The organism is Bremerella cremea (assembly GCF_039541315.1).
GTDB lineage: Bacteria > Planctomycetota > Planctomycetia > Pirellulales > Pirellulaceae > Bremerella > Bremerella cremea.
The window spans coordinates 25473-37987 of sequence record NZ_BAABFZ010000003.1 but is presented as its reverse complement, the minus strand read 5'-3'; the positions used below and the strand labels follow the sequence as shown (position 1 = coordinate 37987).

Below are 12515 nucleotides of genomic sequence, written 5' to 3'. Positions count from 1 at the left end.
GCTTTGGGGTGCGAGGCGTCGGAGGAGGGAATCTAGTTATTGCCGGACGAAGGATCGCGTGCGATCTTGCGGAAGTACTCTTCGATCGCTCGGCGATAATGCGAGGGGTATTCGTTCGAGATTTGTTGCAGAGCTTCCTGGCGTTCCTTTGGTGGAAGGTCGCCCCACTCTCCTTTGTTCTTCATCTCTTTCTCATCGACTTCGCCAGGACCGCTTTCGGTTCCAGGGCGACTGTCTTGCATCGGTTGCGAGCCTTGCCCGCCCCCTTGCGATTGCTGTTGTTGTTGCTGCTGCTGTTGACGCTGCTTTTCCAGATCTTCGATCATTTTGTCGAGCTTGGCGACCACGTCTTCTTCGGTCTGGCGAACCTTCTTGCCGGCACGCCCCAGGTCCAAGCGGCGTTCGATGTCGCGCATCAGACGAGCAACTTCGTCCAGCGAATCGGTTTCGAGCGGTTCAATGTCTTTGAGCATCATTTGCGACAAGGCGAGGTAACGCGCCGGCAGGCCTTCCGAGCGAGCTAGAAGCTGCTGCAGCGTGGCAACACATTCTTCTTTCTTCAACAGGTAGTGCTGACAAGCGGCCTCAAAGAACAGCAAGGCGGCAGGGTCAACGACCTGGTCTGGGGTCGGCTCGTCCAGTTCGGTGAGGGCTTCATCGTAAAAGCCCTTTTCCGCCAGCCATTTGCCGTAAACGAACTTGGCATGATGCACCAGAAACGCTGGCGGCCACGCATCGGGCTTGGCAGGGTCGAGTTCGATCGGGCCTTGATAAATGCCAGTATCCTGGAACGCTTGAAGTTGCTGCCAGATATCGACGGACGTGATTTCCAGCGATTGATCGAGCAGTTGTCGCAGGTCGAGCGTGGTGTCACCATCTTCGGCCCACAGGCTTAACAGGCGATCCTTGGTTTCATTCGGAGCATGCGTGGTTTGGGACCACGCGGTGAGTTCTTCGGACAACTGTTGGCGGGAAGGAGGCGTCCAGCGATTGGATACCGACAGACCCGATTCAGCGTGTACCAGACACGCAGAGCTGAGCAGTCCGGCAAGAGCCGCGAAACCGGTCAGGCTGCTGGCAATTCGGCGAAAACTCATTGGTTCTTCCCCTGAACGTTGTCCCGAGTGATGTCGTAAATCCGGCTTTGACGTTCGGCCAAATCCCGTAACAGGTTTTTCAGATCTTCGCTGGTGGCTTGACCGACTTCGTCGTCGGCGTTGTCCAGCATCTGAGCGTATCGATTGGTACGTTGGTTCACACGAACTTGCATCGACTTGATCAACCGTAGTTCGGCAATCTGGTCGACCAGTGGTTCTTCACCTTGTTGTTGTTGCTGCTGTTGTTGCTGTTGCTGCTGCTGGCGACGTTCTTCCTGTTCCTGCTGGGCTTGCTTCAACGCTTCCAGCAGTTCTTCCAGGCCCGCCACAATGTCTTCTTCGATGGTGATGGTCAGGCTGTCGAGCTTGGACTGTCCCAGGCGATTGGCGACTTCCTGCATGTCTTCCCGCACCATCTGCAGTGATTCAGGGAAGGCGATCGACGAGCCTTCTTCTTTGAGCAGTTCGAGGCACTTGTCGGCTTCGACCATGATTTGCTTTTCAGCGAAGCTCAGTTTGCCGGCTTCCGCGTCTTCGGCCGAACCGCGCTGGTCGAGCGGGATCTGCGAGAGGCGTTCGGTGTCGTCGTTCACGCGAAGCTGCATCTCGAGCATCTTGGTGAAACGGACTTCGAGGCGAGCAAGCACGCGTTCGATTTCTTCTTCACGAAGCTGACGCAAGATTTCTTCCAGCTCGGCAATGGCCTGGGCGAGTTCGTCGCGGGCCGCTTGCTGTTCCTGGACGGCACCTTCTTTGTCCGCTTCGTCAAGCTTCTTTTGAGCCTGTTCCATACGGCGCTGGGCTTCTTCGATACGTTTCCGTGGCGAGAACTCTTCCTGCTGCTGCTGTTGCTGCTGGCCTTGTTCGCCCTGCTCGCCTTGTTCTCCGGGTTGCCCTTGCTGGCCCTGTTGTCCTTGCTGCTGGCTTTGTTGCCCTGGTTGGCCAGGCTTGCTTTCCTGGCTTTCCCCTTCTTGGGATTCGCCTTCTTTCGATTCGCCAGATTCGCCCATCTCGCCGGGCTTCGATTCCGACTCGCCAGACTTCGACTCTTTGTCCGAGGGCTCGCCCTCTTTCATGTCACCTTCCGGTTTGCCTGACTCACCTTCGGATGGCTCGCCTGATTGGTTTTCACCAGACTTTTCTTCCCCTGGTTTGTTTTCGCCTTCGCCTGACTTGCCTTCGGCGTTCTCCCCTGACTTTTCGCCAGATGGTTTGCCTTCTTGGCCTTCCTCGCCAGGCTTCCCTTCGGCCGATTCCCCTTCTTCGCCCGATTTCGATTCGCCCTCGTTTTCTTCGCCTGGCTTCATCTCACCTTCGGACGGATCACCTTTATCTCCCTTTTGGGAATCACCAGACTCGCCGTTCTCGCCTTGAGGACGATCGCTGGGGCGACCTCCTTCTTCTTGTTCGGCGATCTGATCCGAGAGCGACTTGGCGTCGTCGGCCAGACGGGCTTGTTCGTCACTGAGCGGTTTGGGGGAGCTTCCCCCTTCGGTGCGGCCTTGGATACTGCGTTGGCGATTGAGCAGCTTCTGAGCCGACTTGATGTAGCTCTTGATACGCGCTTCTTCGTCTTTGAGTTGCTCGTCGCGGTTTTCGCTCTGCAATAGCTTCAAGAGAGAACGGAGATCATTCTCGATCAATGTCTGCTGATCGCTGGCTCGCTTGAGCTGACCGCCGCTAAGTGAATCGGTGGTCTCTTGCATCCGCGATTGGACACGCAGGTTACGGCTGTTGCGGACCGCTTCGCGCAGCAGATTAGAGCGCTGCGGGTTGTTGGCCTCGTCGATATCAGCCATTTTGAGCATCAGCTTTTCGAGCTCGTCGAAATTCGTGCTCAGTTGCCGTTGGCGATCAGACAGGCCATCTTTCGTGGCGACTTCCTGGGCAAGCAGAAACGAAGGGCCCAGGATGATGCAAGTCAGGAGAATCAGCCCTCGCAGTCCAAACCGCGCACCAGTTTTCGCAGGACATTCAGGCATTAGGTTCTCCCTACTCTCTCAGAAAAGGGGATGGCCATTATTTGGCCACCGGTTCTTTTACTTTAACAGATCCAGGATCTGCTTCTTCCGCAAATCTTCCGTTTCTTCGCGAAGTTCGGTCTGAGCGTCGATCAGCTGACGCATCTTTTCCATAAGTTCGTTGAAGTTCTCCAAATCGAACATCTTCTCTAGGATACGTTCCATTTCGAGAATGATTGCGTCGGTCTTCTGAATGGCAACCTCTACAACCGGCAGAAACGGCTCAGGCTGGTCGTACAGTGCCTCCAATTCTTGCGTCGTGCTTTGTAATTGAGCATGCATCGGATCGGACAGCTTTTGGATCGGCTCGATAATCATTTTCTCGAGTCGTTCCTTGCGAGCGGTCGTATCCATCCGATTAGACGTCAATTCGACCCGGATTTCTTCGAAACCGACCCGAATACCTACAAGTTCTCCATCGGCTTTCTTACTCGCCTGCTGGGCTCGTTGGATCCGCAAACGTTGCAGATCGAGTGCCTTTCGGAACAATTCTTGTGGATCGGTCGCGGTTTCTCCCTCGCGCGGGGTAGTTTCTGCGGCGGCGAACTTCTCAGCTCCCTGGGCGAAACGCTTGGCGTCGATCTGAATTCGGGCGTATTCCTCGCGAAGGCGAATCGTTTCTTCCCGGATCTGCTCAAAGCGGCGACGCAGGTCGAGCTCGCGTCCTTCCAGCAGTGATAGCAGCTTGTCCGGGGTAACCACATCGAGTTGCAGCCGATCGGCCGTGCCGATGTTTCCTTCGCCATCCAGGTCACACTTGTCCTGGGCGAACAACGAAATCGTGACCTTGTCGTCCGGCTCGACCCGCAAAATGCCATCGGGCGTCTGCTGATCTTTCAAGTCGATCAGGGTCGAGAACAGCCCGTCGATATCGGTGGTAACCGGGATTTCCATCTTCGCGCCACCAATGACCTGAACTTCGATCCACGAGCGAGCCACGCCGAAGTCATCTTGGATGCGACCTTCCAGGCGGATCTGAGCATCTTTGGTGATGGCCGAACCAATGCCGATCGGACGCATCTCAACAGCCGGTGGCGAGTCAGGCACAGCCGTAATCTTTAAACGGTAAGGGATCTCGTTCGAGACGCCGTCGATGTCGGTCAGCGAGACCTCCAGCGGCAGATCGCGCGACAGGCTGGCGAACGTTTCCTGGATTTCGGTGATGGGTGTATCGAAGGTCAGTTCTTTGGTTTCCTTCGTTCCCAGGTCGAACAGCGTGGCGGAGACAATTGGTTTGCTGGAAACCATCGACAACGTGACCTGCGAGCCAACGGGAAGCTGCGTTGCCCCAGAGACTGCTTCTTTACGAGGGAGCAATTCGGTGTATTCCGGCAGGACGGCGTCGACTTCGCTGCGGGTGATGAACGGTCGATCGACCACTTCAATCCGATAGTCCGACAACTTGTGGTCGTAGCCAATCACATCGAAGCCGAGTGAAGTGGTCATGCTGATCAGCGGCTTGCGGTCGTAAACGAACGAGACCTTGCCATCGTCGTCGGCATTGCCCATTCGCTGCATCCGGACCGAGTCCGACACGCCATCGCCGGTGCGATAGACGAGCGAGCAGTAACGAGGCGTGTACGGGGCGTTAGCATCAGCCGCAACCAACAGTCGCACCGAGCTGCCGCGGGCAATTTTCACGACACCATCGGTGAACGGCAGCACGACCGTGGTCGAACCTTCTTCGTCCCCGGTGTCGCTACGCTGAAGGACTTCGACGCCCACAACTTCGATTCGGGCCAAGCGTGGCCAGGTCGTATCGCTGAGCATCACCAGGCGGCTCATCCAGGTCTGGAACGCTGGCAGCGCGACCAGGGCGAACAAACCAATGCTGAGCAGCGCCCCCACCGCCAGCGAGCCTTTACGCCAGAGCGGGGTCGGATCGAACAGTTCGGTGACGTTCGCTTCCGGCAACGTGGCCAACGCATCGCGCCGCGTCTGGGCGAGCATCTCTTGCTCGTAGGCATCCATCTCGGAAGTCGATTCCGCGGCTTCGACCGTCGTCAACAGGCTTTCGCCAAACTGCGGATAACGGCGTTCGATCAGCAGGGCCATGCTTCGGTCGGGAAGCTTCACCCAGACGCGGCGGAGGATCAACTGGAACAGCAGCCAGGCCGAGCCGAGGCCGGCGATCACCAGCACAACGGTCCGTGCTTCGACCGGCATTTCGCTGGCACCAAAGGTGACCGGCAAATAGTCGAGAGCCAGCCCACCCCAGAAGACGATCCCCAACCAAATCAGGATGGTGGCGATCCCTTCAAAGATCACATAGCGGCGAATGCGACCACGCAGCTTATCGAGAAGCTGTAGGATCGAATCAGGAATGGGGTCACGAGAAGTGCTCATGCCAGTTTCGCGAACCTCCGTTGAATCCATTCCACACTCAACGCCAGGACAATGAACGCCATCAGCCAGCCTCGCAGTTGAAGCTGGAAAGTTCGGTCGGTCAGGTCAGGGAGAGCCGTAAACATATCTCGTGGTGGAAGAGCCTCGGGGCCAACCAGGGCCGCCAGGTTCTCTTGTTTCATCAAGTCACTGATTCCGACGATCGACTTGCCCCCCGTTTCGCCACTGAGCGCAGTCAACACGGCATCGTCGCGGCGAGGGTTCGCGATTTCGCGGTCAGGAATACGAGCCCTGACTTCACGCGTCAGCAGGCTATCGTCGCCGCCGCCAGGCAGTATTACTTCAACGCGATATTCGCCATCTTGCAGTGGCGTGAATTGTCCGGCGTACTGACCTTCCTCGAACTCCGGAAGTTGTCGCAGCATCAAGGATTCTTCCGTACCGTCTGGCTTCACCAGACGGGCCTCCAGTTGCGGATCGGTCAGCGGGTTGTGCTGGGCATCGGTGAGGAAGGCTCGCACGTCGACTGTTTCGCCCAGCGAGACACGGTCGGCGCTAACCAGCAGCAAACCACGGCTCGAGTCACGAGCCAGTCGGCCTTGCGAAGCGTAACGAATCAGCTTGGTGTAGAAGGCCTCGAAGTAGCCAACACCCATCGAACGAAGTCGCCAGATTTCGCCACTTCCCAGGAAGATGACGCGACCGGCTCCGTAGAAATGCGAAGCCATGTAAACCGGTGACTTGCCGGTCGAATCGCCGTCGATCTCGGCCCACACCGCCGCACCTGGCTTCACGCCGCTGACGGTGAAGTAGCCGTACACACCAGGGAACTGTTGCCAGATCCGGGCACTGACGTCGGCGTCGGAATCGAGTCGTAACGCTTCCGACTTCTGCCCTTCGGACGAGAGCAGAATCTTGTGAGGTGTCTCGGAACCAAATCGCCCCAGACCAATCCCGGTACCGCGGCTGAAGAAGGTCACCGGGTGAAGGTCTTTCACAATGTCGATCGCATCGTTGCCACGCTTCTGGCTGGCCCAGACTGGCGTGAAGATCGGACCAGCGACCACAATCAGGCCACCAGCCTTCTCGCCGACCCAGCGTTCCAGCAATTGGATTTGATCGTAAGAGAATTGCGACCAATCGGGATCGAACGCCACGATGCAGTCGTACTCTTCAAACAGCACGGTCGGGTCGTCGGGGAACTCGAACAACAGTTCGTCCGACTCTTGCGAGATCCCTGGTTCACCAGTCTGCAGCAGGACGTGCAGTTCGACATCTTTATCACGGAACAGTTGATTACGGAGGAAGCGATATTCACGCGTTGGCCCACCGGCGACCAGCAGGACGCGGTTACGCTGCTGAACGATCTGAACCTTGACCGTCTTTTGGTTGTCGCTCGGGTCGATGTCCGATTCGGACGCGGAAACAATCCGAAGCTGATAGGCCCGGGTGCCGATGTTTTCAGGCGTGATCTGGAAATCGACCGGAATCACTTCGCCATCTTCGCCCAATCGGATCGGCTCGGAAGCCATGTCGATCGATTGTTCCTGGAAGTTCCCTTCGTCGTCCATCACACCCGAGGCCACCTGAAGCGTGACAAACTTGTTGGGCATGCCGAAGCCTTGGACGTAGCCGCGCAGTTGGAACTGGTCGCCTGGGTATGCTTTGGAAGGTGCTTCCAGGTCAACAATCCGCACGTTCTGTGGCTGCTGATCGGAACCAAGGCCGATGGTCACAATCCGGGCACCAATTTCACGGACCATGCGTGCCGCTTCGATCGGCTGCGTTCCTTCGTTGTTGGCACCATCCGAAACCAGCAAGATGCCGGCAAACGGGCCACCACGTTCACGGTTGACCAATTGAATGACGGCATCGCCGATACGGGTCTCAAGGCCGGTCGGCTGCAGCGACTTGGCCCAATCGACGTTCGCCAGTTCGTCCGACTTGGTTTCGTCTTCGGTCGAGAGGATATCCGTTTGAGTGTCGGTTGGCTTTTGAGAAGACTTGCCGAACACGATCTCCCACGGACGAACCTGATCGTTTCGCAGATCCCCTGCCCCAACCAGCACAACGGCGGCGAGCAGGCAGATGGCACTGACGAAGTTCATGTACGCGGCGCTGGCCGAGGTCGCGAAGATGCCGGCGGCGAGCAAAGTTACCACGCCGACCGCCACCAGCCCGATGCCGGTCCAGGTGATCCAGGTCATCTCGGACCATTGCTGTTCGTACGATTCGCTTGGCTGGTCGTCGGCAACATCGGCGGCTTCGCCAGTACGACTGAAGAACGCGACGTTCCTGGGGGGCGACGAGTCGTCGAAGGTCATTACGCTGACGTCATGATCTTTGCGGAGTTCGCTGACCAGATCACTTTGCGAAAGTAGTGCAATCGCTTTGTCGGCCCGCGAGGTCGGATCGGATCCGGCGCCAGGGGCATCGTCGGAAAGCCCCATGCTTTGACTCGTATCGACCAGCACGGCGACGCGGGAGTTCTCGCGAACTTCGCGCTGTGTTTTCTTTTCGAGGTTGAAGAAGAAGAGCAGCAGCCCAAGCAGTGCGGCGGTTCGCAGACCGAACAAAACCAGTCGGCTGAGACCTGGCAGTGCGTGCGTATCGCGACGCGACCACCACCAGACGAACGCCATGATGGCGACGACAACGGCAACCAAGGCTGCCCATTGCGACCAGTTAGGAAGTTCGGCCAGCCGGCTGAACTGATAGGCGGTTACGGTGTTGGTGGCCTGATTCACGCGGCAGTCGCTCCTGGAGCCACCGGATGGTAGCTCGCGTAAAAGGCCAGCACTTGTTCCAAGAGCAACGCTCCGATCACCAGCATCAGTAAAATCGATTGCCAGTTGGTGCCTTGGTTGGCCGCATTGTCATACTGCCAGGCATCCGCGGCGAAGTAGTTGAACACGACCGAAGGGTAAAGCTGTCGCAGGTCGGTTTCGGTCAGTCCCAGCAAATCGCTTTCAGCGATCTCTGGGGCGAGCGAGTAGCGGCGGACTTCGTTCGATCCGTCGACCTTCGTCATCCAGGCTTCGTACACGCCGGCCGAACCGGTGATGAAACGACCGGTGACCGAATCGATGCCCGCCAAGGTGGCTTCGCTGTTGAGTGTGCCTGGGATGGCTTGCATCGTGACCGATTCGCTACGATCGGTTGGCAAGCGAGTCGAACCGGGCGTGTAGAACTGTACCGATTCGCGATAGTCGGACGAAGGAGCCGTCACCGAGATCGGCGAGCCGACAGGCTTGGCGGCCGCGGCGAACTTCCCTTTCCCGGCGTAGTTCCGCAGTTCGAGCACCATCACGATAAAGCTTGGGTTGGTCGCCCAACTGTTCCACTGCGGACCGAGCGAAGTGAGGAAGGTCACCACTTTGCCTTGGCCGACAGGATGTTCCAGAACCAGCGGAGCACCGTTGCGGAGCGAACCGAGGACTTGAACTGCCTCGGGCTTGGAAAGCTCGAAATCAGGAACGACCGGGAAGTAGTTGTTCACCACCAGGCGTCGCAGGAAGGGATTCTTCTCACCGGCGAAGACCCGGAAGATCGGGTTGTCGCCCGGAGCGAAATCGGAAGGTCCGTCTGGAATGTTCTGTGGCAGCTCGTCAGCAGCTTCCAGCGAGGTCGGCAGCAAGTTGGCCGCGGCCAGTTCGGCCAATCCAATCTCGCTGGAACCAGGACCGCAATACCAAACGATGCCACCCCCTGCTTCGGCGTACTGCTTGAGCGTTTTGATGACACGTTCGTCAAATTGCGGCGGATCGATGATGAAGATCGTCTCGAACTTCTCGAGATCCTTCGCCTCGGCCGTCGTCAGAAAACTGGTGCTGGCGGTTGTTGGGCTGACACCAGTCGACACGTTCGGGCCAGGATTGAAGACCGATTGCAGGTAGAACGCACTGGTCAGTTTCGGATCGCCATCGACGATCAGCACTGGAATGTTGGCTTGGACATCGGTCGAGGCAAAACGCTGATTGTCGAGCGGCAGTGGATCTTCCGGCAGGCGAAACGCGAGGACGTGCGAGCCATCGGTTGGGAAGATGACCTGAGTCTGGCGTGTGACCTGGTCGCCCGGCGGAATGTCGTCGAAGGTGATTGGAAGCTGATCGTATAAACGTTCCAGCGAGTTGCCGGCCTGCGAGATGTCGGTCTTGCCATCTTTCGGGCCGAACATTTCGATGTTCACCGGCACGTCGACCGCCGATTGCTGGCCGAAGTTGCGGATCGAAACTTTCACGATCGTCGGGATACCGGCAACCACGGTTCCGTTTCCAATGGTGACGTCGGTGATGGCGAGGTTGTCTTGCGGAAGCCGGGCACAGTTGATCCAGTTCAGCTCGGTGGCCCGTTCTTCGATTCGCGAGATCGGATCGAGCAGCGTCGCTTCCGAGCCCCAGTCTTTCTCGCGGAAGTCCGATACGACGTAAACGGTCGCCGCTTCCGATTGCTCGAACTGGTCGACCACTTCACTGGTCCGTTGGAGGACTTCCGGCAAGGCGATCGACTGCTCGGTCGGTGTCAGGTTCGCCAGCAATTCCTGCAGCTTGGCAATGCTGGTCGAGTCCATGTCGACTCGCATCCGGGCTTCCAAGTTCGGAGCTTTGGTGCCGGCATCGCCGCGAAGAATGTCCGAGTACAGCATCACCGAAATGCGTTGCGGCCGATCCTGGTTGGCCAGGTTCTCGATGATGCGGTTGGTGGTCTGAACGGCCGATTGGAAGGCGGTGTCGCCTCCCAGTCGTTCCTGCATCGAGAAGGTATCGTCGACCAGAATCAAATGGTGCGTGACTTGATCGCTGAGAACGCTCGATAAGCTTTGCGTGGTGATCAGACCAGCCAGCATCGCCACAATCAGGGCGATCGCTGCCATGCGGGTCAGAAGCAGCAGCAACTGCCGCAGCATCACCCAATGTTTCATCCGGCGATGACTCTGCATCAAGAAGTCCATCGCCGCCCACTTCACGCGCCGGTGCCGCATCATGTTGATCAGGTGGATCAACACGGGAAGTGAAACGAGGGCAAACGCCCAAGCCAGGGCTGGATAAACGAAAAGCATTACGCCTCAGACTAACTTAGTTGCGGTGGTGCATGCCGAGTCGATTGGAAAGGTAGGTCGTCAACACGGCCGCCAAGGAATCGCGGGTACGAACCAGGGCGTAATCGATCGTGTTCTTACTACATTCGCGACGCATCGAGGCGGTGAACTCGTTAACGGCCGCCAGGTAACCTTCCCGCAATGCTCGTGGATTGCAGGTCAGGTGATCCGGCAGTTCCAACCCTTCAAACCGCGTCGAGCCGGTGAACGGGAAGTCGAGTTCGTCGTCATCCATCACGTGGAAGACCATCACGTCGTGACCTCGCTGACGTAGAATCCGCAGCCCTTTCGAGGTTGCTTCGACATCGCCAAACAGGTCCGAAATAACAATCACCAGGCCACGGCTCGTGTAGGTCTCGGCGAACTGCTTGCAGATGGTCTGCATGTCGGTCTTCTCGCGCGGAGACTGGTTGGCCAAGGCCTCGACGATGGTGTTGAGATGGGTCCGTTTGCTGAGGACCGGCACTCGGTAACGCATCGAGTCATCGAACACGGCACAGCCGACCGCGTCCTGCTGTTTCAAAATCAAGTACGCCAGCGATGCCGCAATGGTGCACGCATAGTCGTACTTGGTCATCGGTCCGTCGCCGTAGCTCATACTGGCCGAGGCATCGACCATCAGCATGCAGCGAAGATTGGTGTACTCTTCGTACTGCTTGATGACGTAGCGGTCGTGCTTGCCGAGCACTTTCCAGTCGATATGGCGCAGATCGTCCCCCACGGCATACTCTCGATGCTGGAGGAACTCGATCGACTGACCAAAGTATGGGCTGCGATGAGTACCGGACAGAAAGCCTTCAACCACATGCCGAGCGCGAAGTTCCAGTTTGGAAATCCGCCCGAGGGTCTCAGGATGCAAATATTTTTTGGAATCGGGCATCGCTGGTTAGCTGATCCTCTTTGGCGGGCGTTTCCTGCAGAATCCGATCGATCACATCGTCGGCCGACACTCCTTCACTTTCCGCGCCGTAGTTCAGCACAATGCGGTGCCGCAAAACGGGTTTGGCCAGCGCTTGGATGTCATCGGTCGAGACATGCGTGCGGCCATTCAGCAGTGCCCGGGCCTTGCCGCCCAGGATAAGGAATTGAACGCTACGCGGACCAGCACCCCAAGCCAGCATTTCCTTGACGAACTCAGGAATGCCAGGTTCGCCGACACGGGTCTGACGGACGAGGGTGATCGCATAGCGAATCACGTGATCGGAAACAGGAACATCGCGAACCAGGCTTTGCAGTTCGATCAGTTCTTCCGCCGTCAGCACTGGTTCCAGTTTGACCGACTGCTTGGCGGTCGTGCGACGAGCGATCTCGAATTCGTCGTCGAAGGTTGGATACTTCACGAACACCTTGAACATGAAGCGGTCCTGCTGCGCTTCCGGCAGCGGATAAGTACCTTCTTGTTCAATCGGGTTCTGGGTGGCCAGCACGAAGAAAGGATCGGCCAGTTCGTGACGGACACGGCCGACGGTGACGGTCCGTTCCTGCATTGCTTCCAGCAGCGCGGCTTGCGTCTTGGGAGGCGTACGGTTGATTTCGTCCGCCAGGATCACGTGTGAAAACAGTGGACCCTGCAGAAAGCGGAACTCGCGAGAACCGGTCGATTTGTTCTCTTCAATGATTTCGGTGCCGGTGATATCGGCCGGCATCAGGTCAGGCGTGAACTGGATGCGGCTGAAGCTCAGTTCGAGCACCTTTGATAAGGTGCTGATCATCAGCGTCTTGGCCAGACCTGGGGCACCTTCCAACAGACAATGGCCGCGGCTCATCAAGCAGATCAGGAGCTCTTCGATGACGTCCGACTGGCCGACGATCACCTGCCCCAACTGTTCGAGGATTCGCGCACGCGCGACAGATATTTTCTCGATCGCCGATGCGGCGAACTCAGATTCGGACATCCAGGCTCTTTCTGTTGAATGGGAGATATCTTGATGAGCAGCCTGTCAAGTTTCTGCG

At 57.6% G+C, this 12515-nt stretch carries 7 protein-coding genes; all 7 read right to left on the bottom strand.

Annotated elements, in window-relative coordinates:
- Window positions 1-32 precede the first annotated feature (32 nt).
- From ABD890_RS02335 to ABD890_RS02305, 7 genes are read right to left on the bottom strand one after another with little or no spacing between them, the layout of a single operon-like run.
- Window positions 33-1097, bottom strand: a complete 1065-nt coding sequence (locus ABD890_RS02335) for a hypothetical protein (protein WP_345085387.1) — start codon at window positions 1095-1097, stop codon at window positions 33-35.
- Window positions 1094-3079 (bottom strand): hypothetical protein, encoded by a 1986-nt coding sequence (locus tag ABD890_RS02330; protein WP_345085385.1) that lies wholly within the window; start codon window positions 3077-3079, stop codon window positions 1094-1096. Before ABD890_RS02330 ends, ABD890_RS02335 begins: the two co-directional genes overlap by 4 nt.
- A gap of 57 nt (window positions 3080-3136) precedes the next feature.
- On the bottom strand, window positions 3137-5464 hold the full coding sequence (locus ABD890_RS02325) for a hypothetical protein (protein ID WP_345085382.1): 2328 nt from the start codon (window positions 5462-5464) through the stop codon (window positions 3137-3139).
- On the bottom strand, window positions 5461-8211 hold the full coding sequence (locus ABD890_RS02320; RefSeq protein WP_345085379.1) for a hypothetical protein: 2751 nt from the start codon (window positions 8209-8211) through the stop codon (window positions 5461-5463). The genes ABD890_RS02325 and ABD890_RS02320 overlap by 4 nt, the downstream gene beginning before the upstream one ends.
- Window positions 8208-10523: a BatA domain-containing protein gene (locus ABD890_RS02315; RefSeq protein WP_345085377.1), complete on the bottom strand. Its 2316-nt coding sequence runs from the start codon at window positions 10521-10523 to the stop codon at window positions 8208-8210. The genes ABD890_RS02320 and ABD890_RS02315 overlap by 4 nt, the downstream gene beginning before the upstream one ends.
- Before the next feature lie 16 nt (window positions 10524-10539).
- A complete protein-coding gene (locus tag ABD890_RS02310) occupies window positions 10540-11442 on the bottom strand; it encodes a DUF58 domain-containing protein (RefSeq protein WP_345085374.1) in 903 nt (300 codons plus the stop codon).
- The gene (locus ABD890_RS02305) at window positions 11411-12457 is read right to left on the bottom strand and encodes an AAA family ATPase (protein WP_345085371.1); all 1047 of its coding nucleotides are present in this window, start codon (window positions 12455-12457) and stop codon (window positions 11411-11413) included. Before ABD890_RS02305 ends, ABD890_RS02310 begins: the two co-directional genes overlap by 32 nt.
- Between the last annotated feature and the right edge of the window lie 58 nt (window positions 12458-12515).

What these genes read in the sequence shown, in the direction of transcription:
- ABD890_RS02310 (WP_345085374.1), bottom strand. Translation starts at nt 11,442, where the DNA reads ATGCCCGATTCCAAAAAATATTTGCATCCTGAGACCCTCGGGCGGATT.
- ABD890_RS02315 (WP_345085377.1), bottom strand. Translation starts at nt 10,523, where the DNA reads ATGCTTTTCGTTTATCCAGCCCTGGCTTGGGCGTTTGCCCTCGTTTCA.
- ABD890_RS02305 (WP_345085371.1), bottom strand. Translation starts at nt 12,457, where the DNA reads ATGTCCGAATCTGAGTTCGCCGCATCGGCGATCGAGAAAATATCTGTC.
- ABD890_RS02335 (WP_345085387.1), bottom strand. Translation starts at nt 1,097, where the DNA reads ATGAGTTTTCGCCGAATTGCCAGCAGCCTGACCGGTTTCGCGGCTCTT.
- ABD890_RS02325 (WP_345085382.1), bottom strand. Translation starts at nt 5,464, where the DNA reads ATGAGCACTTCTCGTGACCCCATTCCTGATTCGATCCTACAGCTTCTC.
- ABD890_RS02330 (WP_345085385.1), bottom strand. Translation starts at nt 3,079, where the DNA reads ATGCCTGAATGTCCTGCGAAAACTGGTGCGCGGTTTGGACTGCGAGGG.